The organism is Pseudomonas sp. RC2C2, from assembly GCF_018390435.1.
GTDB classification, from domain to species: Bacteria; Pseudomonadota; Gammaproteobacteria; order Pseudomonadales; family Pseudomonadaceae; genus Aquipseudomonas; species Aquipseudomonas donghuensis.
The window spans coordinates 197,220-221,409 of record NZ_JAHBAX010000002.1; the positions used below are offsets into that span (position 1 = coordinate 197,220).

At 62.4% G+C, this 24,190-nt stretch carries 22 protein-coding genes; 17 read left to right on the forward strand and 5 right to left on the reverse strand.

Going from position 1 to position 24,190, the window contains the following annotated elements; all coding sequences use genetic code 11:
- Position 1: 1 nt before the first annotated feature.
- Positions 2-220: a hypothetical protein gene (locus KHO53_RS19350; RefSeq protein WP_010224343.1), complete on the reverse strand. Its 219-nt coding sequence runs from the start codon at positions 218-220 to the stop codon at positions 2-4.
- Between the two features lie 150 nt (positions 221-370).
- Between KHO53_RS19350 and KHO53_RS19355 the strand changes: the two genes are divergently transcribed.
- The gene (locus KHO53_RS19355) at positions 371-925 is read left to right on the forward strand and encodes an NADPH-dependent FMN reductase (protein WP_010224342.1); all 555 of its coding nucleotides are present in this window, start codon (positions 371-373) and stop codon (positions 923-925) included.
- Positions 926-990: 65 nt separating this feature from the next.
- Here KHO53_RS19355 and phnX read toward each other — a convergent pair whose 3' ends face one another.
- The gene (gene phnX / locus KHO53_RS19360) at positions 991-1,818 is read right to left on the reverse strand and encodes a phosphonoacetaldehyde hydrolase (RefSeq protein ID WP_100782967.1); all 828 of its coding nucleotides are present in this window, start codon (positions 1,816-1,818) and stop codon (positions 991-993) included.
- 56 nt (positions 1,819-1,874) lie between these two features.
- On the reverse strand, positions 1,875-2,981 hold the full coding sequence (locus tag KHO53_RS19365) for a 2-aminoethylphosphonate--pyruvate transaminase (protein ID WP_036994438.1): 1,107 nt from the start codon (positions 2,979-2,981) through the stop codon (positions 1,875-1,877).
- 112 nt (positions 2,982-3,093) lie between these two features.
- On the opposite strand from KHO53_RS19365, the gene KHO53_RS19370 reads away from it, so the two are divergent.
- From KHO53_RS19370 to KHO53_RS19400, 7 genes are all read left to right on the forward strand, one after another.
- Complete coding sequence (locus KHO53_RS19370; protein WP_036994439.1) at positions 3,094-3,957, forward strand: LysR substrate-binding domain-containing protein; 864 nt, start codon at positions 3,094-3,096, stop codon at positions 3,955-3,957.
- A 73-nt stretch (positions 3,958-4,030) separates the two neighbouring features.
- Complete coding sequence (locus tag KHO53_RS19375) at positions 4,031-5,062, forward strand: AraC family transcriptional regulator (protein WP_010224334.1); 1,032 nt, start codon at positions 4,031-4,033, stop codon at positions 5,060-5,062.
- A 158-nt stretch (positions 5,063-5,220) separates the two neighbouring features.
- Positions 5,221-6,873 (forward strand): AMP-binding protein, encoded by a 1,653-nt coding sequence (locus tag KHO53_RS19380; protein WP_010224332.1) that lies wholly within the window; start codon positions 5,221-5,223, stop codon positions 6,871-6,873.
- Positions 6,874-6,885: 12 nt separating this feature from the next.
- Positions 6,886-7,653 carry an SDR family NAD(P)-dependent oxidoreductase gene (locus KHO53_RS19385; RefSeq protein ID WP_010224330.1) on the forward strand — a complete coding sequence of 256 codons (768 nt, stop codon included), beginning with the start codon at positions 6,886-6,888 and terminating at the stop codon, positions 7,651-7,653.
- An 18-nt stretch (positions 7,654-7,671) separates the two neighbouring features.
- Positions 7,672-8,865: an acetyl-CoA C-acyltransferase gene (locus KHO53_RS19390; RefSeq protein WP_010224328.1), complete on the forward strand. Its 1,194-nt coding sequence runs from the start codon at positions 7,672-7,674 to the stop codon at positions 8,863-8,865.
- 8 nt (positions 8,866-8,873) lie between these two features.
- Positions 8,874-10,001 (forward strand): acyl-CoA dehydrogenase, encoded by a 1,128-nt coding sequence (locus KHO53_RS19395; protein WP_010224327.1) that lies wholly within the window; start codon positions 8,874-8,876, stop codon positions 9,999-10,001.
- Between the two features lie 14 nt (positions 10,002-10,015).
- Positions 10,016-10,789 (forward strand): enoyl-CoA hydratase, encoded by a 774-nt coding sequence (locus tag KHO53_RS19400; RefSeq protein ID WP_213570676.1) that lies wholly within the window; start codon positions 10,016-10,018, stop codon positions 10,787-10,789.
- 40 nt (positions 10,790-10,829) lie between these two features.
- On the opposite strand, the gene KHO53_RS19405 is transcribed toward KHO53_RS19400, so the two are convergent.
- Complete coding sequence (locus tag KHO53_RS19405) at positions 10,830-15,341, reverse strand: hypothetical protein (RefSeq protein WP_213570677.1); 4,512 nt, start codon at positions 15,339-15,341, stop codon at positions 10,830-10,832.
- Between the two features lie 205 nt (positions 15,342-15,546).
- Here KHO53_RS19405 and exaC point away from each other — a divergent pair, with 205 nt between their 5' ends.
- The 7 genes from exaC to KHO53_RS19440 all read left to right on the forward strand — a co-directional run bounded on the left by exaC (position 15,547) and on the right by KHO53_RS19440 (position 22,971).
- Complete coding sequence (gene exaC / locus KHO53_RS19410; protein ID WP_100782972.1) at positions 15,547-17,067, forward strand: acetaldehyde dehydrogenase ExaC; 1,521 nt, start codon at positions 15,547-15,549, stop codon at positions 17,065-17,067.
- 110 nt (positions 17,068-17,177) lie between these two features.
- Positions 17,178-17,249 (forward strand): pyrroloquinoline quinone precursor peptide PqqA, encoded by a 72-nt coding sequence (gene pqqA / locus KHO53_RS19415; RefSeq protein ID WP_009394664.1) that lies wholly within the window; start codon positions 17,178-17,180, stop codon positions 17,247-17,249.
- 123 nt (positions 17,250-17,372) lie between these two features.
- Positions 17,373-18,536, forward strand: a complete 1,164-nt coding sequence (ercA, locus tag KHO53_RS19420) for an alcohol dehydrogenase-like regulatory protein ErcA (protein WP_010224321.1) — start codon at positions 17,373-17,375, stop codon at positions 18,534-18,536.
- The gene (locus tag KHO53_RS19425; RefSeq protein WP_010224320.1) at positions 18,520-20,187 is read left to right on the forward strand and encodes a PAS domain-containing hybrid sensor histidine kinase/response regulator; all 1,668 of its coding nucleotides are present in this window, start codon (positions 18,520-18,522) and stop codon (positions 20,185-20,187) included. Before ercA ends, KHO53_RS19425 begins: the two co-directional genes overlap by 17 nt.
- A 284-nt stretch (positions 20,188-20,471) precedes the next feature.
- A complete protein-coding gene (locus KHO53_RS19430; RefSeq protein ID WP_010224318.1) occupies positions 20,472-20,876 on the forward strand; it encodes a TraR/DksA family transcriptional regulator in 405 nt (134 codons plus the stop codon).
- Positions 20,877-21,419: 543 nt separating this feature from the next.
- Positions 21,420-22,640, forward strand: coding sequence for a methyl-accepting chemotaxis protein (locus KHO53_RS19435; RefSeq protein WP_374045272.1), 1,221 nt, complete (start codon positions 21,420-21,422; stop codon positions 22,638-22,640).
- Positions 22,641-22,755: 115 nt separating this feature from the next.
- Positions 22,756-22,971 (forward strand): hypothetical protein, encoded by a 216-nt coding sequence (locus tag KHO53_RS19440; protein ID WP_213570678.1) that lies wholly within the window; start codon positions 22,756-22,758, stop codon positions 22,969-22,971.
- A gap of 12 nt (positions 22,972-22,983) precedes the next feature.
- Here the strand turns inward: KHO53_RS19440 and KHO53_RS19445 are convergent, their stop codons facing one another.
- The gene (locus KHO53_RS19445) at positions 22,984-23,196 is read right to left on the reverse strand and encodes a hypothetical protein (protein ID WP_036994446.1); all 213 of its coding nucleotides are present in this window, start codon (positions 23,194-23,196) and stop codon (positions 22,984-22,986) included.
- Positions 23,197-23,514: 318 nt separating this feature from the next.
- Between KHO53_RS19445 and KHO53_RS19450 the strand changes: the two genes are divergently transcribed.
- Both KHO53_RS19450 and KHO53_RS19455 read left to right on the forward strand, forming a co-directional pair.
- Complete coding sequence (locus KHO53_RS19450; RefSeq protein ID WP_010224310.1) at positions 23,515-23,985, forward strand: hypothetical protein; 471 nt, start codon at positions 23,515-23,517, stop codon at positions 23,983-23,985.
- Positions 23,982-24,188, forward strand: coding sequence for a hypothetical protein (locus tag KHO53_RS19455; RefSeq protein ID WP_010224308.1), 207 nt, complete (start codon positions 23,982-23,984; stop codon positions 24,186-24,188). The genes KHO53_RS19450 and KHO53_RS19455 overlap by 4 nt, the downstream gene beginning before the upstream one ends.
- The last annotated feature ends 2 nt before the right edge of the window (positions 24,189-24,190 follow it).

Sequence of the window (24,190 nt, forward strand, 5' to 3'; positions counted from 1 at the left end):
GTCAGGGAATGCGGATGATTTCCACGCCGCTTTGCACCAGCTCGAAGCGATCCTCACCCAGATGATTGACCCGGTCGCCGATTGCCAGCTTATAGGTGGTAACCGGCAGGGCTGCGCCACTACCGTCGGCCTGCAGGGTGGCTTCCTGGAACTCATGAACGGGATAGATGCGGCCCTCTGCGTCCCGTGCATGAAACTGTCCGACCAGTACTGCTGTCATTTACCGTGCAACCTCTGAAGAAATAGGGATCTGTCAGGCATAGACCACTGTTTTGCCTGGTAAGTTTTGCCCGAACGGAAAAAAACTTCAGACCCGGGCGGGATCATCTATACCTACAACTCCCTTTCTTCTTCACGTCAGGAAATTGCCATGAGCCAGGTGTATTCAGTCGCCGTCGTCGTCGGCAGCTTGCGCAAGGAGTCCCTCAACCGCAAGGTCGCCCGTGCGCTGGCGGAGCTCGCGCCGTCCAACCTCAAACTGCACAGTGTCGAAATCGGCGAGCTGGCCTTGTACAACGAGGATATCGATGCCAATCCGCCCCAGGCCTACAAGACCTTTCGCGAGCAGATTCGCAGCAGTGATGCGGTACTGTTCGTCACCCCGGAATACAACCGATCGGTGCCGGGGGTGTTGAAGAACGCCATCGATGTGGGCTCGCGGCCCTATGGCCAGAGCGCCTGGAACGGCAAGCCGGGGGCGGTGATCAGTGTGTCGCCCGGTGCGGTGGGCGGCTTCGGCGCCAACCATCATCTGCGCCAGTCGCTGGTGTTCCTCGATGTGCCGTGCATGCAGCAGCCGGAGGCGTATATCGCAGGGGCGGCAACGCTGTTCGATGAGCACGGCAAACTGTCGGAGAAGACCCGGCCGTTCTTGCAGGCCTTTATCGACAAATTTGCCGTGTGGGTCGAGCGGCATCAGAAGTGAGGCAGCTAATCGCGGTGCAAGCCCGCTCCTGCCTGTAGGAGCGGGCTTGCACCGCGAGGGTGGTTTTACACCGCCTGTGGCATCTCGCCTCGTGCCAGGCGCTTGTTGATATCAGCAATCACTTGCGGCAACTCGTTGATGGTGTCGATCAGGTAGTGCGGGCGCGAGCTTTCGAACAGGGCATGAATGCGCTTGCGTTCGCGTTCGAGCGTGTCCGAGGCCAGAGCGCGGTAGCCTTCGTAAGTCAGGCCCAGAGCGTTGCCCGAGCACACCAGCGCTACCGTCCACATGCCGGCACGACGACCTTCGAGGATGCCTGGCACGGTGTCGTCGACCTTGACACAGGCGGCGACGTCATCGATCCCCAGGGCAATCACGTTGGCCAAGGCCTGGGCCGGCCAGGGGCGGCCGTTCGGGGTTTCGTCGGTGGCCACCACGTAATCGGCCACATAACCGTTCTGCGCCGCCAACGCCACCACCTTGTCCATCACCACTTTCGGGTAGCCCGAGCACGAGCCGATCTTCAGGCCGTCCTGGCGCAGCCCGGTCAGGGTGTCGAGGGCACCGGGAATCAGTGCCGAGTGCACGGCGATCTTCTCGATCTGCAGCGGCATGAAGCGTTCATAAATGGCGGTGACGTCGGCATCGCTCGGGGTGCGGCCAAACACCTTGCGATAGCGCTCGGCGATTTGCGGCTGGTCGCACAAGGTGCGGATGTGGTCCCACTTGCCCATGCCCATCGGGCCGCGGGCTTCCTCAATGGACACTTCGACGTCGAACTCGGCGAAGGCCTCGACGAAGATCTGCGTCGGGGCGAAGGAGCCAAAATCGACCACGGTGCCGGCCCAGTCGAGAATCGCGGCTTGCAGGTGGGTCGGATTGCTGTAGTTCATGTTCAGGGTTCCTTGAGCGGGTGGTGGCGCTGGTCAGGTAAAAGGAATTCGTGGTGTCAGATGTCCAGCACTTCCATTTCCTGCAGGACGTGGGCGATGGCATTGACCGCAGCCTGCATGCCCTGCGGACCGACGCAGCCGATGCAACCGACGCGGAAGGTCTCGACCTGGGTCAGCTTGCCTGGGTAAAGGATGAAGCCCTTGGCCTTGACCCGCTCGTAGAAGTCCTTGAACTGGTAGCGCGGATCCTGCGGGGCATGGAAGGTGACAATGATCGGCGCCTGGATCTCAGCCGGCAGGAAGCTGCGCAAGCCGATCGCGGCCATGCCGTCGAGCAGCGTCTTGCAGTTGCTGGCATAGCGTTGATGGCGGGCGGGCAGGCCGCCTTCTTCGGTGTATTGCAGCAAGGCCTCGTGCAGCGCCGCTACCACGTGGGTGGGCGGGGTGAAGCGCCATTGGCCGGTCTTGGCCATGTAGGCATGCTGGTCCTGCAGGTCCATGGCCAGCGACGGCGAGTTGCCTTCGGCGGCGGCCAGCGACTGTTTGTTGGCAAACACGAAGCCCATCCCGGGCACACCTTCCAGGCATTTGCCCGACGCGGCGATCAAGGCGTCGAACGGCACGTGGCGGGCATCGATCGGCAAGGCGCCGAACGAGCTCATGGCGTCGATGATCAGACGCTTGCCGTGGCGGGCGATGACCTCGGCGATCTGCGCCAGTGGGTTGAGAATGCCAGTGCTGGTTTCGCAGTGAATCAGCGCCACGTGGGTAATGCTGCTGTCGGCGGCCAGCAGGCGATCGACGTCGGCGGCGGTGGTCGGCTGGTCTTCGGCGGTTTCGAAAGTGCTGCAGGCACGCCCCAGGACCTTGCAGATCTTCGCCAGGCGTTGGCCGTAGGCGCCGTTGATCAGCACCAGGACCTTGCCATCGCGAGGCACCAGGGTGCCGATGGCGGCCTCCACGGCAAAGGTGCCGCTGCCTTGCAGGGGCACGCAGTGGTGGCTGTCGGCGCCGTTGACGATGGCCAGCAGTTGCTCGCAGAGGCTGGCGGTCAGCTGGTTGAAGTCGCGGTCCCATGAGCCCCAGTCGACCATCATCGCTTGGCGGGTACGGGCTGAGGTGGTCAGGGGGCCGGGGGTCAGCAGGATAGGGGCGTTACTCATTCCGGTAATCCTCACAAGCGGTGGGCTGAATCTATGGGGCCTAAGTTGCAATTCCGTGAGCTATCAATCAAATTGTTTGTTGTTATGCCAGCCATAAGTAAGGCCGATAGATATGAACCTGTTCCAGCTCCGCGCTTTCGACGCCGTGGCCCGTGAGGGCAGTTTTACCCGCGCCGCCAACCGCCTGTTCATCAGCCAGCCAGCGGTGACCGGGCATATCAAAGCCCTGGAGGAGCATTACCAGATCACCTTGCTGCGTCGCACCGCCCGGCGGGTCGAGCTGACCGAGGAAGGCATTCGCCTGGCGGCGATTACCCGCGCCATGTTCGGTTTGGCCGAAGAAGCGCAGGTGATGCTTGAGGCCAACCGGCAGTTGCTCACCGGGCGCCTGGAAGTGGCGGCCGATGGCCCGCACCGGGTCATGCCGATGCTGGCGCAGTTGCGTGAGGCTTACCCGGGCATCACCGTCAACCTGCGCCTGGGCAACGCCCAGGAAACCCTGGCAGCGCTGCTCTGCGAGCATGCCGATGTGGCGGTCCTGACCGAAGTCGAACCGCGCAAGGGCCTGTACCTGCAAAGCCTCGGTGATTCACGGATCTGCGCTTTGCTACCGGCCGGGCACGTTTGGGCGGGCAGTACAGGTGAGCTGCAGTTGAGGGAACTGGACGCACAGATCATGGTGCTGCGCGAACCCAGCTCGATCACCCGCCGCACGTTCGATCAGGCCTGCAGTGAGGCCGGTGTTCAGCCGCGGGTCCTGCTGGAGCTCGATAGCCGTGAAGCAGTGACTGAAGCCGTGGCTGCGCAGCTTGGCATCGGCATCGTGTCTTCGGCGGAAATCAGCCATGACCCGCGGGTGGTGGCACGGCCCATCGCCGGATCGGGGCTGGTCAACCAGCACATGATCGGCTGCTTGCAGCGGCGCCGCGAACTGCGCCTGATCCAGGCTTTTCTCAACCTGGCTCCGGTACGCTGAGCCAGGGCTGGTTTTTTCCCGGCAGGCTCCTAAGATGGCGATCAAATAACACAGGCAAGGCGAAATACTGCTGATGACGGAGAAAGACACCATCTCCATGCAACTGGTGCGTGAAGCGCTGCTGCAGAGTTATGCCCCGGGTGCACCCAGCCAGGCCTTGCTCGGCCGCGTGGGGATCGATCCCGGGCAACTGCACGAAGCTGACGCACGGGTGCCGGCCAGTGCCTACGCGCAGCTCTGGCGCTTGCTCGCTCGCCGTTGCCACGATGAATTCTTTTGCATGGACCCGCGCGGCCTGCGCACCGGCAGCCTGGCCTTCCTGTGCCGTTCTTCCATGGCCCAGCCAACCCTGGGCGCCGCGCTGGAGAGCGCCCTGGCGTTTCTCGGGCTGATGCTCGAGCACCTGCAGCCGGTCCTGGTACGCCAGCAGAGCCTGGCGGAAATCGTCGTCGGCGAGCCGCTGGATGAGCCGCGCCGGGCCTTCACTTATTTCACTTTCTGGATGATTGTCCATGGGGTTGCCTGCTGGCTGGCCGGGCGGCGCATTCCGATCCTGGCCATCGAGCTGCGTTGCGCTGAACCGCCATTTTGCGATGACTACCGGGTAATGTTTTCGGAGAACCTGCAGTTCGGCCGCCCGCGTACGCGGATGATCTTCGCGGCCGATTGCCTGGACCTGCCGCTCAAACGTACGCCGGAAGAGTTGCAGCGCTTTCTGGCCGAGGCGCCGGCCAACATTCTGGTCAAGTACCGTGACCCGGCCAGCCTCGCGCGACGGATCAAGGAAACGCTGCGCCAGCTACCCGCCGGCGAGTGGCCGGAAACCGAAACCCAGGCCCAGCAGCTGTGCATATCGGCCTCGACCCTGCGTCGCCGTCTGGCCGAAGAAGGCACGACCTATCAGGGCCTCAAGGACAGTGTGCGCAAAGAGCTGTCGATTGCCTGGCTGGCAGAGGCGCAGGTGAGCTTCGCCGAGATTGCCGAGCGTCTGGGGTTCGCCGACAGCAGCTCATTCTACAAGGCGTTTCGCAAATGGTATGGCTGCAACCCTGGCCACTATCGGACGCTGATCGGGCAGGGTGAAACCCATCCACCGGCGCGATGATCGCGGCTGCGGCAACGTCGGCAAACGGTCCACGCAATCCTTGAGGCCAAACCAGTCATCCAGATTGACAGCTTTGGCCATTGTCCCGTAACGGCTCTGGCGCGACTATCTTCAGATCAATCGTTTTATTCCAACAATAAAAAACGAGGAGTCTGGCGATGCGTGATTACCGTGCCGCGGCGCAAGGATTCAACTACCCGCAAACCGCTGCGGCCGCCCTGCAAGGCAGCCTTGAAGCGCTCAATGCCTGCGTCGAATGCTGCGACCGGCATGTTGGCGGCAATCGTATTGCACTGAACTGCGAAGGCCGCGAGGGTAGCAGCGCCCAGTACAGCTTCGAGCAACTGCAGCAATCTGCTGCGCGCCTGGCCAATGTGCTCAGGGCCCAGGGTGTAGGCGCCGGCGACCGGGTTGCCGGCTTGATGCCGCGTACGGTCGAGTTGCTGATCACCGTGTTGGCCACCTGGCGCCTGGGCGCAGTCTACCAACCGCTGTTCACTGCTTTTGGCCCCAAGGCTATCGAGCACCGGCTGGAACAGTCCGGGGCCAAGGTGGTGGTCACCGAGCCGCTCAATCGCAGCAAGCTCGACGAGGTCCATGACTGCCCGACGATCATCTGTGTTGGTGCCGCCGACGACGCCAGCGATATCGACTTTCACACGGCGCTGGCAGCAGCCGATGATCATTGCCCGCCGGTGCTGCTCGGTGCAGATGCGCCGTTCCTGCTGATGTTCACCTCCGGCACTACCGGCCCGGCCAAGCCGCTGGAAGTGCCGCTGCGGGCGATCGTTGCCTTCCAGGGCTACATGCGTGACGCCATCGACCTGCGCCCTGAGGACAATTTCTGGAACCTCGCCGATCCGGGCTGGGCCTACGGGCTTTACTACGCGGTGACCGGGCCCCTGGCGCTGGGGCACGCCACGACCTTTTTCGATGGGCCGTTCAGTGTCGAAAGCACCTGCCGGGTCATCAACAAGTACGCCATCAGCAACCTGGCAGGCTCGCCCACCGCCTATCGCCTGCTGATCGCTGCCGGCCGCGCGTTCAGCACGCCGATCAAGGGCCGCTTGCGGGTGGTCAGCAGCGCCGGCGAGCCGCTCAACCCGGAAGTGATCCGCTGGTTTGCCGATGAGTTGCGGGTGACCATCCACGACCATTACGGGCAGACCGAGCTGGGCATGGTGCTGTGCAACCACCATGGCCTGGAGCACCCGGTGCACCTGGGCTCGGCCGGCTTCGCCATTCCCGGCCACCGCATCGTCGTGCTCGATGAGCAGCACCGTGAACTGCCGGCAGGGCAACCGGGGATTCTCGCCGTGGATCGCGAGCAGTCGCCGCTGTGCTGGTTTAACGGCTACCACGGTTTGCCGACCAAGGCCTTCGTCGGCAAGTACTACTTGAGCGGCGACACCGTCGAGCTCAATAGCGATGGCAGCATCAGCTTTGTCGGTCGCAGTGACGACGTGATCACCACCTCCGGCTACCGGGTCGGCCCGTTCGATGTCGAGAGCGCGCTGATCGAACACCCGGCGGTGATCGAGGCCGCGGTGGTCGGCAAGCCCGACCCGGAACGTACCGAACTGATCAAGGCCTTCGTGGTGCTGGCCAGCGGCACACAGCCCTGCGAGGAACTGGCCGAGGCGCTGAAACAGCATGTCCGCCAGCGCCTGTACGCCCACGCCTATCCACGGGAAATCGAATTCGTCAGCGAACTGCCCAAGACCCCGAGCGGCAAGCTGCAGCGTTTCATCCTGCGTAACCAGGAAATTGCCAAACAACAAGCCGCGCAGGCTTCGACCGTCAGCGCCTGAGGAACGACCATCATGCAGATTGCCAACAAGAACTTCATCGTCAGCGGCGCAGCCTCCGGCCTGGGCGCCGCCACCGCACAGATGCTCATCGAGGCCGGAGCCCAGGTGATGCTGGTCGACCTCAATGCCGAGGCGGTCGCTGCCAAGGCCCAGGCGCTGGGCACCAAGGCACGCTTTGCAGTTGCCGATATCAGTCAGGAGGCCGCCGCCAAGGCCGCGGTCGATGCCGCCGTTGCCGCCTTCGGCAGTCTCCATGGCCTGATCAATTGCGCCGGTATCGTTGGCGCCGAAAAGGTTCTGGGCAAGAACGGCCCCCATGGCCTGGACAGCTTCAGCCGGGTGATCAACGTCAACCTGATCGGCAGCTTCAACCTCTTGCGCCTGGCCGCTGCGGCCATGGCCGAAGGCGAGGCGGGCGCCGACGGTGAGCGCGGGGTGATCATCAATACCGCGTCGATCGCCGCTTATGACGGCCAGATCGGCCAGGCCGCCTACGCCGCCTCCAAGGGTGCGATCGCCAGCCTGACCTTGCCCGCCGCCCGTGAACTGGCACGCTTCGGCATCCGTGTGATGACCATCGCCCCGGGCATTTTCGAAACCCCGATGATGGCCGGCATGACCCAGGAAGTACGCGACTCGCTGGCCGCCGGAGTACCGTTCCCGCCACGCTTGGGCCGCCCGCAGGAATACGCCGCGCTGGCCCGCCACATCATTGAAAACAGCATGCTCAACGGTGAGGTGATCCGTCTCGACGGCGCCTTGCGCATGGCTGCCAAATAATTTTCGGAGTATTCAATCATGACCCTTGCCAATGATCCGATTGTAATCGTCAGCGCCGTGCGCACGCCCATGGGCGGCCTGCAGGGCGACCTGAAAAGCCTGACCGCACCGCAGCTGGGTGCTGCGGCCATTCGTGCCGCTGTCGAGCGTGCCGGGGTAGCCCCCGACAGCGTCGAGCAGGTGCTGTTCGGCTGCGTGCTGCCGGCAGGCCTGGGCCAGGCCCCGGCGCGCCAGGCGGCGCTGGGCGCCGGGCTGAACAAGGCCACCACCTGCACCACCCTGAACAAGATGTGCGGCTCGGGCATGCAGGCGGCGATCATGGCCCACGACCTGCTGCTGGCCGGCAGCGCCGATGTGGTTGTGGCCGGCGGCATGGAGAGCATGTCCAATGCCCCTTACCTGCTGGACAAGGCCCGCAGCGGTTACCGCATGGGCCACGGCAAGATCATCGACCACATGTTCTTCGACGGCCTGGAAGATGCCTACGACAAGGGCCGGTTGATGGGCACCTTTGCCGAGGACTGCGCCCAGAGCAATGGATTTACCCGTGAGCAGCAGGACGATTTCGCCATCGCCTCGCTGACCCGCGCCCAGCAGGCTATCAAGGACGGCAGCTTTGCCAGCGAGATCGTTCCGGTCGAAGTGACCGAGGGCAAGACCCAGCGCCTGATCAGCGACGACGAGCAGCCGCCCAAGGCGCGCCTGGACAAGATCCCGCAGCTCAAGCCGGCCTTTCGCGACGGCGGCTCGGTGACCGCGGCAAACTCCAGCTCGATCTCCGACGGTGCTGCGGCGCTGGTGCTGATGCGTCGTTCCCAGGCACAAAAGCAAGGCTTGAAGCCGCTGGCGGTGATCCATGGTCACGCGGCATTTGCCGACACCCCGGCGTTGTTCCCCAGCGCACCGATCGGTGCTATCGACAAGCTGGTCAAACGCACCGGCTGGAGCCTGGCCGAGGTCGACCTGTTCGAAATCAACGAAGCCTTCGCCGTGGTCACCCTGGCGGCGATGAAGCACCTGGACCTGCCGCACGACAAGGTCAACGTCCATGGCGGCGCGTGCGCCCTGGGCCACCCGATCGGTGCTTCGGGCGCACGCATCCTTGTCACCTTGCTCGCGGCCCTGCGCCAGAAAGGCCTGCATCGCGGGATTGCCGCCATCTGCATCGGCGGCGGTGAAGCCACGGCCATGGCCGTCGAGTGTCTGTACTGAGGTGCACCATGCTAATCAATGACGAACAACAGCAAATCAGCGATGCGGTGCGCCAGTTTGCCCAGGAGCGCCTGCGGCCATTCGCCGAGCAGTGGGACCGCGAACACCGCTTTCCCAAGGAGGCCATCCAGGAGATGGCCGAGCTGGGCCTGTTTGGCATGCTGGTGCCGGAGCAGTGGGGCGGCAGCGACACCGGTTATGTCGCCTATGCCATGGCCCTGGAAGAAATCGCCGCCGGCGACGGCGCTTGCTCGACCATCATGAGCGTGCATAACTCGGTGGGCTGCGTACCGATCCTCAAGTTCGGCAATGAGCAACAGAAGCAGCAGTTCCTCACGCCGCTTGCCAGTGGCGCGATGCTCGGTGCCTTCGCCCTGACCGAGCCGCAGGCCGGCTCCGATGCCAGTAGCCTGAAGACCCGCGCCCGCCGAGATGGCGATCACTACGTGCTCAACGGCTGCAAGCAGTTCATCACCTCCGGGCAGAACGCCGGGGTGGTGATTGTGTTTGCCGTGACTGACCCCGAGGCCGGTAAACGCGGCATCAGTGCCTTTATCGTGCCCACCGACTCAGCGGGTTACCAAGTGGCGCGAGTCGAGGACAAACTCGGCCAGCACGCCTCCGACACCTGCCAGATCGTCTTTGACAACGTGCGCGTGCCGGTGGCCAACCGCTTGGGCGAGGAGGGCGAAGGCTACAAGATCGCCCTGGCCAACCTTGAAGGTGGCCGTATCGGCATCGCTTCGCAATCGGTGGGCATGGCCCGTGCCGCCTTCGAGGTGGCCCGTGACTATGCCCGCGAGCGCGAGAGCTTCGGCAAACCGTTGATCGAGCACCAGGCCGTGGCCTTCCGCCTGGCCGACATGGCCACCCGCGTTGCCGTGGCCCGGCAGATGGTCCTGCATGCCGCGGCGCTGCGCGATGCCGGGCGTCCGGCCCTGGTCGAAGCGTCGATGGCCAAGCTGTTCGCCTCGGAAATGGCCGAAAAGGTCTGTTCGGATGCCTTGCAGACCCTCGGCGGTTATGGCTATCTGAGCGACTTTCCGCTGGAGCGCATCTACCGCGATGTGCGGGTCTGCCAGATCTATGAAGGCACCAGCGACATTCAGCGCATGGTCATTGCGCGCAATCTTTGAAGGGAGCAGCTTGCATGTCATTTGAAGCCATTCTGTTGGACATCCACGGCAAGGTCGGCCTGATCACCCTCAACCGCCCTCAGGCGCTCAATGCCCTGAACGCGCAGATCGTCGGCGAGATCAACCAGGCCCTGGACCAGCTCGAGGCCGACCCGAACATCGGTTGCGTGGTGCTGACCGGCTCCGCCAAGGCGTTCGCAGCTGGCGCCGACATCAAGGAAATGGCCGACCTGCGCTACCCGCAGATCTACGTCGATGACCTGTTCAGCGACGCTGATCGCATCGCCAACCGGCGCAAGCCGATCATCGCCGCTGTGTCGGGTTTTGCCCTGGGCGGCGGTTGTGAACTGGCGATGATGTGCGACTTCATCCTTGCCGCCGATAACGCCAAGTTCGGCCAGCCGGAAATCAATCTCGGTGTGCTGCCAGGCATGGGCGGCACCCAGCGCCTGACCCGTGCGGTGGGCAAGGCCAAGGCCATGGAGCTGTGTCTGAGCGGCCGCCTGATGGGCGCCGAGGAAGCCGAGCGCGCTGGCCTGGTCGCACGGGTAGTACCGCAGGCCGAGTTGCTGGAGGAAGCGCTGAAAGTGGCCGCGACCATCGCCAGCAAGTCGATCCCGATGACCATGATGGTCAAGGAAAGCGTCAACCGTGCCTTTGAGGTCAACCTGGCCGAGGGCGTGCGTTTCGAGCGCCGGGTGTTCCATGCGGCCTTCGCCACCGAAGACCAGAAGGAAGGCATGGCCGCGTTTATCGCCAAGCGTGAGGCGCAGTTCAAGGATCGTTGAAATGGATCGGGCGCTGCTGCCAGCGCCCGGTTTTCTACCGTCACTCCTTGAAAAACCATTGTCGAGCCGCCGCCAGGCTTATCGGCCCGCGGTGCACCACCTTGTTGCCTTCGACGAACTGCCCGCGGTCATAGCGCTGACTGGCAAGCTTCAGGTGCGCGGCCTTGAAGTCGTCGACCGGGGTGTTCTCGGCCGCGTAGTGAAAGTGCGCATACCACAAGGGTTTGTTGGCGTGCAGCACCACGTACTCATCCAGGTACTCCTGTGCCCAGCCCCGGGTACTGGCCAGCGGCTTGCGCTTGACCAGCCGCTTGAGTTTCACCTGGCCCTTGCCCAGCAGGTACTCCAGCTCGCGCATGCTCGGTGCTTGCGTCAGGGCCGCCTCTATCCTCAGTTGCTCGCCGGTGTGCAACAGTTCGCCAGCGACTTCATCCAGCTGTTTGATCTGCAGGGCTGCATCCGTGTTGCCAGCCGCCTGATCGGTCTGGTTGTCGCGGGTCAGGGTTCGCTCGATGGCCTGGCGCTGCGCAGTCAGCGCCAGCCGTCGGCGATCGGCTATTTCCTCGATTTCGATTGGCAGGTAGGTGCTTCTGCCCTGGTTCTTAAGGCGCTGGATATCTTGCCTAGCGAGTGCGGCAAGGCGCATGCCTTCACGCAGCAGGGCACTCAGATCGGCGTCTGTGACCTGTGGAGGTAGCGCTTGCTCGGGGGATATGGGCTCCCAGGTCCCAGTAAGCGGATCTTCACGGTAGGACGCACGGATACTGTCGTCCTGTGGGTTGTGGATGTCGACGATACCTTCACTGTCGCGTCGCTGTTGCCCTAGCAGCACGCCCTCGTCACGGGTTTCGATCAGCCCTGGCACTTGTCGGTGCAACTGACGCAGGCTGCTGCGCTCAAGCAGCGGCTGCGGGTATTCGTCGAGGTCGGCGCGGGTCTCCTTGAGCATCAAGGTCAAGTCGGTTTCGAGCCTGGACACCAGGCTGTCGGCGGCCTGCTGACCGGGCACCAGGTTTTTCAGATTGCCCAGTTGGCGCAGCGCCGTGCTGAAGTGGCGCTGGATATTGTCCAGTACGCGGGCATGAACCTCTGCCTGCTCACGGCTCAAGGCCTGCAGGTTCATGCGCTGCAGCATGCCCTGCTCGATATTGCGCCAGCTGTGCTCGAGCCAGTAATCGCTTTCGCTGGCATCCTCGCCTGCCTCCACCAGCCTCAAGCGGTTGCTCAGCACCTCGCTGCGCAGGGTGTACCAGTACAGCCGCGACGCAGGACCGACGGCAGGTTCGTTGAGGCTCAGTTCCATCATCTGGATAGTGGGTTGACGGATGCTGGACAGCTTGTGCAGTTGCTCGCGGGTAGTGCTCAGGGTCTCGGTATGGCTGATCAGTTTGCCGAGCAGGAGCTCGATCTGGTCGAGCAGATCGACCTGCATTGAATGTTTGCTTGAGCCTGGCTCAGGCAAGACTCCGTCGGTTTCCCTGACCGACTGGACAAAGCGCTGGCGCAACGGTTTGTACAGTTTGCCCAGGGTCGAAAGCATGGACAGCTGGCAACGTGCTCGTTCAAACAGGGCTTTTGCCTGCAGTGTCTTGTACTGATTGAGGGGGCGTTTTTCATTGCGTTCACGCAGCGTCTCTCGGTGTCGCTCGAAGTCCTGGGACAACGTTTCCATCTTGCCCAGATAGCCTTGCAGGATGCGCGGGTCGGTGTCGTCAGTGAGCTGCCGGGCAAATGCCTGCAGACGTTGCTGGCTGGCCAGTGCCTCGGCTTGCTGCGTGCGTAATGTCTGATCCAGGTTGTCGATCGACTGCTCCAGGTCAGCGGACTTGAGGCGATTGCGCAGGGGCTGCCCGCCGCGCAGGCGCAAGCGCAGATCGAGTGTCCAGCGCAGGGCCTCATCTCTTCTCAGCCAGGGCCCGGCGATAATGCGCGGTTGGTCGATGGCGGCATCGAATTGCACTGGATAGGCGCGAGCGCCCTGGGCGAAATAGAGTTGTTCGTTGTGCAGGTACAGGCCCTGCAGCGTCCCGTCCGCGATGGGGGAGCCGAGCGTACTGGGTGATAGCGGGCTGGCCAGGCTTTCAAGGTGGGTTTTCTGCTGGGCTGTAAGCCGGTGGTCAGGACGCGCCCAGCTGAAGTTCAGCTCGGCCTGCGGTGCGGGTAGCGTCTGAGCGGTGGGTGTTCTTGCTGGCACAGAGGCGTGGGTGGGCGGCGTGGGCGCTTCTGGGCGGATGCCCAGCCTGCGGGTGGCGTGCACGAACAGGACCATGGCGATATTGATCAGCAGGTCGGCGAACGCCTGGCGATGCGCTGCCGGGCTGTCCTTTTCATCACTCTCGAGCAGGCGCTTGGCACTGTCGAGCACCTGGATCATCCAGGTGACCTTGGCCACGGTGCCTTCGAACAACGGCAGCAAAGTGTTGAACATCAGCCAACCCAGTTGCTTCCAGGCGTTCCAGCGCGATTGCGCGGTGCTGGTTGAGTGGCGCTTGGCCCGTTCGACCAGTTCTTCGGCACTGGCCTGGTAGATCAGCTCGCGTAGCGACCCTTGTGCCGGAGCCGTACCCAGGCTGGCCGGTGCAGGCGTCTGCAACTGTTCGAACTCGGCACCAGGGACGAAGCGGTGAATGTGTGGCTCATGCAGGCCGCCATTGGCATAGATCGGACGGGTTTGTTCAGGCAGGCGATCGAGCAGGTCATCCTGCAACGGGCCGCTGCTGGCAAGCGCGTCGAACAGGGCAGTCCGGTCGCGAAACTCCAGCAGCGCTTCGGTATGCAACGGACGATACAGCAAACAAGGGCCTTGCCTGACATCGCCAGGTTCGATCAGCCATGCATTGAGTGGCGTATCGGCAGTAGCGCCACTTGCACGCAGCAGGGTCAGGGGCCTGAGTACGAAGCCCCCTGGCGCTGACTGGCCAAACAGGGCGTCTACCGCCTGGCAGGCCGCCAGGCTGATGCGTTTATCGCGCAGATACAGCTCCAGTGCCAAGAGCGGCAACTGGGTCTTGAGCTGCGCACTGAACAGCGTCCGCCGCGTCTTCGACTGATCGGGGTCGTCGAGCAATTGCCGTTGCAAGGTCTGCGGATATTGCCCACCAATGTCCAGTTCACCTACCAGAGTGCGCACATAGGCTTCATTCATCCAGTCGGGCAGGTCGGCACCGCTGAGCAAATGCAGGCTCACAGTGCCTGCGGCCAGCAGGCCCAGATTGTCGATGGCCAGTTGTGCGAGGGAAAAATTGACGACCTTGATTACGCCGTCGGTGATCACACTGTCGTGCCCGGCGCTGGCGCTGGCGATGACCTGATGATTAGTGACTATCACGTCGCTGGCCTTGAACCCGGCAGCAGGGTGATCGTGCTCGATCCTCGCGTCCAGGGCCTTGCAGGCGAAGGCCTCGGCGGTGTCGATGCCGTCACGCCAGGTTTTGCCGGCGGCCGCTTTGTGTGATTGGGCCTGATTGATCAGCAAGGTGCTGTAGCGGATGGCCAGCTCGTTGTCGAGTAGCCATGCCGGCAATAGTGAAGCGATCTTGTTCTGACGTTCCAGCTCTTGAGCCGTGCACAGGTCCAGCATCGAGGTCGAGCGGTCGATGATGGCGTTGAGCGCTGCCGCTTGCTCAGGCGTTCTCGATGCCTGGGCGATGACCTCGATCAAACGCAATTGTTGCTTGAGAAAACCGACGGCCTGGGCTTCGAATGCCGAGGTTGTCGGCTCGCGGAATCGAGCCTGGGGAGGTATGGATAACAACGACCTTGGCCAGTGCCGGGTGAGCATGTCGAGAAAACCCTGGGTGGAATCGAAGGGCGCCAGGGCGCCTACCAGGGTAAACAGCATCGCCACCTGGGCCTTGGGTGGGTCGGGAAAGTCTTCGACCAGCAAGGCACTGGACAGATCGGCATCAATGAGCTGGGCCGAGGTCAGGTCGACCGTTATCTGCTGGACGCTCAAGCCCTGCAGGTTGTCAAAGCGGCTGCGTTGCTGCGGTGTTGGAAAGGCCGGCACGATGCTGGCGATAGCCGCTTGCGCCGGGGTCAGCCGGCCAGCGTTGAGGCCGACAACGATCGCATCCTTCATCAGCTTTTGCAGGTAAGCGGCGTACCAGCCCCAGGGCGTTTCGCCATGTGCGTCACTCTGGCTCCAGAATTCGACCAGTGCCTGCAGGAACGCCTCGACGATCAAAGGACCACAGTCATTGACCAGCAGTTCAACGGTATGCAGGTCCACCTCAAGGTGTGCATCGGCACCTTGTTGAGGGTAGCGGCTGAGATAGTCTTCCCCGTCATTCAGGTTCAAGGTGCTGCCCAGGCAATATCGCTCGATCAGCACTTGAGGCAACTGGCGGATAAGAACATGAGGTTCGGTGTGGCTGATCAGATAGAGCGTCAGCGGATTGTGCTGCAGTGGCAGTTGCCGTTGGGCCCAGTGCTCAAGCAGGATCTGGCCGGCGATTTCGAGCAGGGCGGGACGCTTGACGAAGCGCTTGGCGACCGCGCAGCTCAAGGTCGCCTGTTCGGCTATAGACTGATGGAGGGAAGGGACGGTCATCTGGCGAGGCTTCCAAAAAAGAAGGGAGGCCACATAAGACGATTGCGCCCGCATGAGCAGGCGGTAGCCGGTTACCACCCAGGCGTTACTACCAATTGACGAGACGGCACCTGCCAAGGACCGATTCGCGCCTGCCATGCGGCTGCTTACCATCGGCTCAACTGCCTGTCATGCCGACAGGCCCGCACCGCACATGAGGCCCCCCATGATCTACGCGCCCCCTGGCTCACCTGATGCCCTGATCAGTTTCAAGGCTGTCTACGGCAACTACATCGGCGGCGAATTCGTGGCCCCGTTGACGGGCCAGTACTTCAGCAACAGCTCGCCGGTCAATGGCCAGGCCATTGCCGAGTTCCCGCGCTCCGCGGCCGCTGACATCGACCTGGCCCTGGATGCCGCCCACGGCGCGGCGCCAGCCTGGGGACGCACCTCGGTGCAGGAGCGCTCGCGGATCCTGTTGAAGATCGCCGATCGCATCGAACAGCACCTTGAAGTGCTGGCCCTGAGCGAAACCTGGGACAACGGCAAGGCCATCCGCGAAACCCTGAATGCCGACGTGCCACTGGCTGCCGATCACTTTCGTTACTTCGCCGGCTGCATCCGCGCCCAGGAAGGCAGCGCCGCCGAGATCAACGAGCACACTGCCGCTTATCACTTCCATGAGCCGCTCGGCGTGGTCGGGCAGATCATCCCCTGGAACTTCCCGTTGCTGATGGCCGCCTGGAAACTCGCCCCGGCCCTGGCCGCAGGCAACTGCGTGGTGCTCAAGCCGGCCGAGCAGACGCCGCTGTCGATTACCGTGTTCGCTGAACTGATCGGTGATCTGTTGCCCGCTGGCGTGCTCAACATCGTCCACGGCTTTGGCCGCGAAGCCGGTGAAGCCCTGGCCACCAGCAAGCGTATCGCCAAGATTGCTTTCACCGGCTCTACCCCGGTGGGCTCGCACATCATGAAATGCGCTGCCGAGAACATCATCCCCTCGACGGTGGAACTGGGCGGCAAGTCGCCGAACATCTTCTTCGAAGACATCATGCAGGCCGAGCCCGCGTTCATCGAAAAAGCCGCCGAAGGCCTGGTGCTGGCGTTCTTCAATCAGGGCGAAGTGTGTACCTGCCCGTCGCGGGCGTTGATCCAGGAGTCGATCTACGAGCCGTTCATGGCCCAGGTTCTGAAAAAGATCAGCCAGATCAAGCGCGGCAACCCGCTGGACACCGAGACCATGGTCGGCGCCCAGGCATCCGAGCAGCAATACGACAAGATCCTCTCCTACCTGCAGATCGCCCGCGAAGAGGGCGCCCAGGTGCTGGCCGGTGGTGACTGTGAACGCCTGGGGGGCGACCTTGCCAGCGGCTATTACATCCAGCCGACCCTGCTCAAGGGCCACAACCAGATGCGCGTGTTCCAGGAAGAAATCTTCGGCCCGGTGGTCGGCGTGACCACCTTCAAGGACGAAGCCGAAGCCCTGGCGATTGCCAACGATACCGAGTTCGGGCTTGGCGCCGGGGTCTGGACCCGTGACATCAACCGCGCCTACCGCATGGGCCGCGGCATTCAGGCCGGGCGGGTGTGGACCAACTGCTACCACCTGTACCCGGCCCACGCCGCGTTCGGTGGCTACAAGAAATCCGGGGTCGGCCGCGAGACCCACAAAATGATGCTCGATCACTACCAGCAGACCAAGAACCTGCTGGTGAGTTACGACGTCAATCCGCTGGGGTTCTTCTGAAGGCCCGGATAACCTGAAAGAAACGGTTCCAAAGTAGCATTCGACCCGCACCGGCAACGGTGTATTAATAGGCGCACCGCAATCCTGTGGTGCCAGAAGAGGATGGACCTATGTGGAAAAAGCCTGCGTTCACTGATCTGCGTATCGGTTTTGAAGTGACCATGTACTTCGCCAATCGCTGATCCCTCTTGCGCCGGTCGCTGCTTGCAGCGGTCGGCGCTTCTGTTTCTGCCTGCGATGGTCTGATTGCAATCGAGGCGGGATGCTTTAGGCTGGCGCTAGTACAACAAGAATAGAGGCGTCCCATGAGCCCGAAGCTGAGCCAGTTGCGTAAGTTCGTCTCTCCGGAAATCATCTTCGGCGCCGGTTGCCGTCATCATGTCGCCAATTACGCCAAGACCTTTGGCGCGCGCAAGGTGCTGCTGGTCAGCGACCCAGGGGTGATCGCCGCCGGCTGGGTGGCTGATATCGAAGCCAGCCTGCAACAGCAGGCCATTGATTACTGCCTGTACACCGAGGTTTCGCCCAACCCTCGGGTTGAAGAGGTCATGGCCGGCGCCGAGCGCTACCGTAGCGAACAGTGCGATGTGATCGTCGCGGTCGGTGGCGGCAGCCCCATGGATTGCGCCAAGGGTATCGGCATCGTGGTTGCCCATGGTCGGCACATTCTCGAGTTCGAAGGGGTCGACACCATCCGCGTGCCGAGCCCGCCGTTGATCCTGATCCCGACCACTGCCGGTACCTCCGCCGACGTTTCCCAGTTCGTGATCATCTCCAACCAACAGGAACGCATGAAGTTCTCCATCGTCAGCAAGGCGGTGGTGCCGGATGTGTCGCTGATTGACCCGGAAACCACCCTGAGCATGGACCCGTTCCTCTCGGCCTGTACCGGCATCGACGCGCTGGTGCATGCCATTGAGGCGTTCGTCTCTACCGGACACGGGCCGCTGACCGACCCCCACGCGCTGGAAGCCATGCGCCTGATCAACGGCAACCTGGTGCAGATGATCGCCAACCCGGCCGACATCGCCCTGCGCGAGAAGATCATGCTCGGCAGCATGCAGGCGGGGCTGGCGTTCTCCAACGCCATTCTCGGTGCCGTGCATGCCATGTCCCACAGCCTGGGTGGCTTTCTCGACCTGCCCCATGGACTGTGCAACGCGGTACTGGTCGAGCATGTGGTGGCGTTCAATTACAGCGCCGCCCCCGAGCGCTTCAAGGTCATCGCGCAAACCCTCGGTATCGATTGCCGAGGCCTGAGTCACAAGCAGGTCAGCCAGCGCCTGGTCGAGCACCTGATTGCGCTCAAGCACGCCGTGGGCTTTCACGAAACCCTTGGCCTGCATGGCGTCGGCATGACCGACATTCCCTTTTTGTCCCAGCACGCCATGGACGACCCGTGCATCCTGACCAACCCACGCAGCTCCAGCCAGCGCGATGTCGAGGTGGTGTATGGCGAGGCCCTCTGAACCGGCGGGCGATGCCCTGGCCGGGCTGCTGGGGCTGAGCAATCACACCGTGCGCAAGAGCCACTACCCGGAACTGGCGGTGCGCCTTGAAGAGCTGGAAGCCGAACGCAATCGCTACAAGTGGCTGTTCGAGCATGCGGTACATGGCATCTTTCAGGCCAGTCTCGAGGATGGCATGCGGGCGGCCAATCCGGCGTTGGCGCGCATGCTGGGGTACCCGGACGCCCAGGCACTGGTGTTGTCGCGCAACGATCTGGCCAGCCATCTGTTCGCTGGTGGCCAGGATGAGCTACTGGCCATCGCTCAGGTGCTGCAGCGCGAGCAGGCGCTGATTGGCTATGAAACCCAGTTGCGCAGGCGTGATGGTAGCCGCATCGATGTACTGATGAACCTGTTGTTGCGTCCGGACGAAGAGGGGGTGGTCGAGGGCTTTGTCGCCGACATCACCGAGCGCAAGCTGGCCCAGGAGCGCCTGCAGCAACTCAACGACCAGCTCGAACAGCGGGTCGCCGAGCGCACCAATGAACTGATCGAAGCCCGTGATGCCGCCCAGGCGGCCAACCGCAGCAAGGACAAATACCTGGCAGCGGCCAGTCACGATCTGTTGCAACCACTTAATGCTGCACGGCTATTGATCTCGACCTTGCGCGAACGGCCTCTGCCCACGAGCGAGCAGCAGCTGGTGGAGCGAGCGCATCAAGCCTTGGAAGGCGCCGAAGATCTGCTGACCGACCTGCTGGACATCTCCCGTCTGGACCAGGCGACGATCAAGCCGGACCTGGACCTGTACCGCCTGGATGAAGTGCTGGCGCCCTTGGCCTCGGAGTTCCAGCCGGTCGCCGAGGCTGCCGGGCTCAGCCTGCGCATGCGCAGCGCGCGCCTGGCAATACGCACCGACCTGCGCCTGCTCACGCGAATCCTGCGCAACTTCCTCAGTAATGCCTGCCGCTATACCGAGCATGGACGCATCCTGCTCGGTGCGCGGCGGCGCGGCGAATCCCTGCGTCTGGAAGTCTGGGACACTGGCCGGGGCATTGCCGCCGACCGTCTTGAATCGATCTTCCTTGAGTTCAACCAATTGGACGTCGGCCGCGCTGCCGACCGCAAAGGGGTGGGGTTGGGCCTGGCAATCGTCGAACGGATCGCGCGGATACTCGATTGCCCGGTCAGGGTCCGCTCCTGGCCGGGGCGCGGCTCGGTGTTCAGTATCGATGTGCCGCTCTCGAACGAGGCGCCGAGTGAGGCGCCCCTGTCGGCGCTGGCACAGCCCAGCGTGGGCGATCCGTTGCCCGGGCGCCGCCTGCTGGTGGTGGACAATGAATTGACTATCCAGCACAGCATGGCCGCACTGCTGCGCCAGTGGGGCTGCGAAGTGATCACCGCCAGCGACTATACCGGTGCCCTGGAGGTGCTCGAAGGCCAGGCGCCGGAGTTGATCCTGGCTGATTTTCATCTGGATCACGGCGTGACCGGCTGCGAAGTGGTGCGAGATTTACGCCGGCATTTCGCCCAGAGTATCTTTGCCGTGATGATCACCGCCGATCGCAGTGACCAGAGCCGTCGTGCCATGCAACGCCTGGGTGCGCCGTTGTTGAACAAGCCGGTGAAACCGGGCAAGTTGCGTGCGGTATTGAGCCAGTTGCTGAGTTGAAAGGGATCTTTGTTACAAGGTTTTTGTCGGAGAGTTACCGTTTGTCCCCGGGAAAGCGCCTATGGCGCAGTTTTTTTGTTATAAACCAGCGCCGGGGGAGGGCCATTAGCGCCTTTTCGGTCAAATCCACCGTCATTTCTGTTGCCCAGTGTGAATCTCGGCCTTAGACTGCCGCCCCCTGTAAATTGAGTGCCGGATGGTGCTTGAAGAATTCCGCTGCTGGCGAGCTGTTCGCCAGGAGCACCCGATTCGCCTTAATGCACGTATTTTTTATAGAGAAATCAATGACAAAGGAAAAGTTGCTGGCCATGCCGGCCGATGACTACATGAACGCTGAGCAATTGGCTTTCTTCACCGATCTGCTGCAGTCGATGAAGGTCGAGACCCATGAGCGCATCGAGCAAAGCCGTGTAACCATCGAAAGCCTGGACACGCCTGCCGATCCTGCCGACGCCGCCTCGGTCGAAGAAGAGCGCCATTGGCTGGTCAACGCGATCGAGCGCGATCAGCGTCTGCTGCCACAGCTGGAAATGGCCCTGGGCCGGATTGCCGACGAAAGTTTCGGCTGGTGCGACGACAGTGGTGAGCCCATTGGCTTGAAACGCCTGCTGATCAGCCCGACCACCAAGTACTGCATCGAAGCTCAAGAGCGGCACGAGCAAATCGATAAGCACCAGCGTCAGGCCTGACCCGCGCAGGTGTCCGACAAAACCCCCGCAGAGCGATCTTCGGGGGTTTTGTTTTTCTTGCCCTGTATCAACAGCGGCAGTCTTACGTCCAAGGAAGCATGGCTAATGGCCTAATAGTGGCGTTTAATGGCCGCACAACAAGATGTGTTGCGATGGAGCCAAAACATGATGCGAGAAGGATCTCTGCCCGGCGCCGTGGTTGAAGGGCAAGCTGCCCCGGACAATGATGTGCGCTGGTCAGACTCGGTTTTGCAGAGCCTGGTGCTGGCAGGGTTGCTGGCAGCCATGGCGTTTGCCGAGCTTTCGTTCTATATCTGCCTGCCCCTGGCCTTGCTGGCGCTGTGGTTGCCGCGCCTGCGCAAAGCCTCGGCCGTGCCGCAGATAACCAACGAGCCGTTGGCCGAGCTGACCCGCGACCTGTCCCGCACCACCAGCCACAACGCTTTGTCGGCAGCTGGCGTGGCGTTCTCGGTGCAACAACTGGCGGACAAGCTGCAATCGCAACTGAGCGCGGCAGCGCAGATTGTCAGTAGTGCCGAAGTGATGATCGGTACCGAGAAGGCTACTTCACAGTTGAGCCAGCAGGCCCTGGTCGCTGCCCGCAGCGCCCACGAAAGCAGCGCTGCCGGGCGTACGGTGCTGGCCGAGTCGATCCAGCGCATGCATCACCTGAGTTCACGGGCCACCGCCAGTCGCGAGTTGATCGAAGCCCTGCACCAGCGCAGCGAGGACATTGCCCGGGTCACCCTGGTGATCCAGACCATCGCCAGCCAGACCAACCTGCTGGCCTTGAACGCTGCGATCGAAGCGGCCAGGGCCGGTGACCATGGGCGCGGCTTTGCCGTGGTCGCCGACGAGGTGCGTGGGCTGGCTGGCCGTACTGCCAGCGCCACCGAAGAAGTCGGGCAGATGGTTGCCGACATTCAGCAACGTACGGCTCAGGTGGTCGAGCAGATCCGCGAGCTGTCGGATGACCTGCACAGCGGCGTGGACCAGGTCGAGCACACCGGGGAGCAACTGGACAGCATCGCCGGGCTGGCCGCCGGGGTCGAGCAGCAGATCGGCGAGATTGCCGAGGGCACCGAGACCAATCGGCTACAACTGGACAGCCTGTTCGAGGCGGTCGCGCGGATGCGCAGCGACCTGCAGGTCAGCGACCAGCAAACCCAGTGCCTGGCCCAGGCTGCCGTGCAACTGGAAGGGCAGGCCGAAAGCATCAGCGAGCGCCTGGCCGAGGTCGGCCTGGATGACTATCACCAGCGCGTTTACGACCTGGCCCGCCAAGGCGCACAGCAGATTGGCGCACAGTTCGAAAACGATATCGCTCAGGGCCGGATCAGCCTCGAAGACCTGTTTGATCGTCATTACCAGCAACTGCCGGGGACCTCACCGGCACGCTACCGGACCCGCTTCGATCAGTACACCGACCAGGTCCTGCCGACGATCCAGGAGCCGTTGCTCAAGCAGCATGAAGGCCTGGTGTTCGCCATAGCCTGCACCCAGCAGGGCTATGTGCCTACTCATAACAACGCCTTCAATCAGCCGTTGACCGGGGATCAGACCCTGGACACCGCGCACAACCGCAGCAAGCGCAAGTTCGACGACCGCACCGGTATTCGTTGCGGTAGCCATCAACAGGCGGTGTTGTTGCAAACCTATACCCGCGATACGGGCGAGCTGATGCACGACCTGTCGGTACCGATCCAGGTACAAGGCAGGCATTGGGGTGGTTTGCGCCTGGGCTACCGGCCTCAGCAGAACTGACAGGGCTTTGTTACCTGCGATGTAAAACAGCTGTGCACAGGCTAGCTTTTTTCACAGACGGGCAGGTCTTATCATGCGCATATCGTTAGGTTGCTAATAAATTCCGGAGGGAATGATGAATAGCCAAGTCGATGTGGCGGTAATGATTGGCAGCGGCGTGCCGACGGCTCTACAGGCACAGGGCAAGCGCGTGTGTTGGGTCGTGCTGGTCAACGGTGAGCGGCGCGGCCCCGCATTTGCCTGCCGCAGTGAGGCCCGGGAGTGCCGTGCTGCCTGGCTGGAGCAGATGAGCATTGCGGGCCGGCCTGACGTCGCGCGTCAGGCCGGGTGAGGCCGGCAGGGTTCAGTTTTCAAGGTGGCGGGCCAGCGCGCAGGCTTCAGTATGCTCACGGCGAAAGCCTTTGACCCGACCGGTTGCCTGCTCGGTGATATGAAAGAAGCCGATGCCGGCGGGGACCACGACAAAGCGCGGCGGCCTGTTCAGGTTGTACCCAGCTGCATATTCCGTGTAGGAAACACCTCTAGCCTCTCGACGGAATTCAGTGTTTTCGTGCATATTCGCTTCCCTGTGTGCGGTGGATGATTTCCTGGGGTCTGCCCTGTCGAAGGGCTTGCTCTCATCTATCGCACTTTTGTTGCGATAGTGCTGTCAGAAAAAGCGTTTCCGATTAAGGAAATCCGCTGAAAATCTGCAAACGGGCCAAGGCTTGCAGCAATGGGTAAGTATTCCTGCACCTTGCTTTGCCTCTCTGCACAGACTTTTCACGCACTAATCTACTAGTCTTTCAGACTTCGAATTGAAGTACCGCTGCCTTGCGGGCGTCTCGTGGCCCGGTGAGGGAGTGGCGTGTAATCGGTTTTGAGGAATTCTTCTTTGGCAGTCAGCAATCTGGATACACACGCCCTGTTTGTTCTGGGCGACCTCAGGGCGAAACTGGTCAAACAGTTTCAATCGCGTTTTGTTTATGTCACCGAACAGAATGCGGAAGGCCTGTACATGGCCGAGATCGATACTGAAACCGCCTTGGTGGTGGATGACAAACAGCGCTTGGAGCTCAAGGTCGGTGATCATTTTCGCGCCGCCGTATTGCCCAGCCGTGAAGGTGGCAAGCTGGAGATTCGATTTCGCGAGATCAAGCTGACGGTGTACGGCCTGGGTGATTATGCCTTTGTCTCGGTACCGGAAGGCGAAGGCATCGTCTTCAAAGAAGGGCAGGGCGTAGCCTTGGTATTCGCCGCCCATGAGCAGTTGCAGGAGGGCCTGAGCAAGACCCTCAAAGCTGTGACCCGCAAGGTTGCCAAATGGCAGAAAGGTGAATTGACCACCTTCAAGGCCAGCGAGTGAGCGAGCCTGTCGAACGCCCCAGTCGTGCCGACTTCCATGTCCGGCACCAGGCGCAAGCAAGGGCTCTGGCCGAACAATGGCTATTGCAGCGCCCACAGATGCAGGCTGCCTGGTTCGATTGGGTGGCCACCGAGCTCTACAAACTGAGCCCGCCCGAGTATGCCGCTATGGTCCGCCGCGAGCTGCAGCAACTCAGCGGTTGATC

What these genes read in the sequence shown, in the direction of transcription:
- KHO53_RS19370 (WP_036994439.1), top strand. Translation starts at nt 3,094, where the DNA reads ATGAACCTGTTCCAGCTCCGCGCTTTCGACGCCGTGGCCCGTGAGGGC.
- ercA (WP_010224321.1), top strand. Translation starts at nt 17,373, where the DNA reads ATGAGCCCGAAGCTGAGCCAGTTGCGTAAGTTCGTCTCTCCGGAAATC.
- KHO53_RS19375 (WP_010224334.1), top strand. Translation starts at nt 4,031, where the DNA reads ATGACGGAGAAAGACACCATCTCCATGCAACTGGTGCGTGAAGCGCTG.
- KHO53_RS19425 (WP_010224320.1), top strand. Translation starts at nt 18,520, where the DNA reads ATGGCGAGGCCCTCTGAACCGGCGGGCGATGCCCTGGCCGGGCTGCTG.
- KHO53_RS19395 (WP_010224327.1), top strand. Translation starts at nt 8,874, where the DNA reads ATGCTAATCAATGACGAACAACAGCAAATCAGCGATGCGGTGCGCCAG.
- KHO53_RS19400 (WP_213570676.1), top strand. Translation starts at nt 10,016, where the DNA reads ATGTCATTTGAAGCCATTCTGTTGGACATCCACGGCAAGGTCGGCCTG.
- phnX (WP_100782967.1), bottom strand. Translation starts at nt 1,818, where the DNA reads ATGAACTACAGCAATCCGACCCACCTGCAAGCCGCGATTCTCGACTGG.
- KHO53_RS19365 (WP_036994438.1), bottom strand. Translation starts at nt 2,981, where the DNA reads ATGAGTAACGCCCCTATCCTGCTGACCCCCGGCCCCCTGACCACCTCA.
- KHO53_RS19445 (WP_036994446.1), bottom strand. Translation starts at nt 23,196, where the DNA reads ATGCACGAAAACACTGAATTCCGTCGAGAGGCTAGAGGTGTTTCCTAC.
- KHO53_RS19355 (WP_010224342.1), top strand. Translation starts at nt 371, where the DNA reads ATGAGCCAGGTGTATTCAGTCGCCGTCGTCGTCGGCAGCTTGCGCAAG.
- KHO53_RS19435 (WP_374045272.1), top strand. Translation starts at nt 21,420, where the DNA reads ATGATCGGTACCGAGAAGGCTACTTCACAGTTGAGCCAGCAGGCCCTG.
- exaC (WP_100782972.1), top strand. Translation starts at nt 15,547, where the DNA reads ATGATCTACGCGCCCCCTGGCTCACCTGATGCCCTGATCAGTTTCAAG.
- KHO53_RS19430 (WP_010224318.1), top strand. Translation starts at nt 20,472, where the DNA reads ATGACAAAGGAAAAGTTGCTGGCCATGCCGGCCGATGACTACATGAAC.
- KHO53_RS19385 (WP_010224330.1), top strand. Translation starts at nt 6,886, where the DNA reads ATGCAGATTGCCAACAAGAACTTCATCGTCAGCGGCGCAGCCTCCGGC.
- KHO53_RS19405 (WP_213570677.1), bottom strand. Translation starts at nt 15,341, where the DNA reads ATGACCGTCCCTTCCCTCCATCAGTCTATAGCCGAACAGGCGACCTTG.
- KHO53_RS19380 (WP_010224332.1), top strand. Translation starts at nt 5,221, where the DNA reads ATGCGTGATTACCGTGCCGCGGCGCAAGGATTCAACTACCCGCAAACC.
- KHO53_RS19390 (WP_010224328.1), top strand. Translation starts at nt 7,672, where the DNA reads ATGACCCTTGCCAATGATCCGATTGTAATCGTCAGCGCCGTGCGCACG.
- KHO53_RS19440 (WP_213570678.1), top strand. Translation starts at nt 22,756, where the DNA reads ATGAATAGCCAAGTCGATGTGGCGGTAATGATTGGCAGCGGCGTGCCG.
- KHO53_RS19350 (WP_010224343.1), bottom strand. Translation starts at nt 220, where the DNA reads ATGACAGCAGTACTGGTCGGACAGTTTCATGCACGGGACGCAGAGGGC.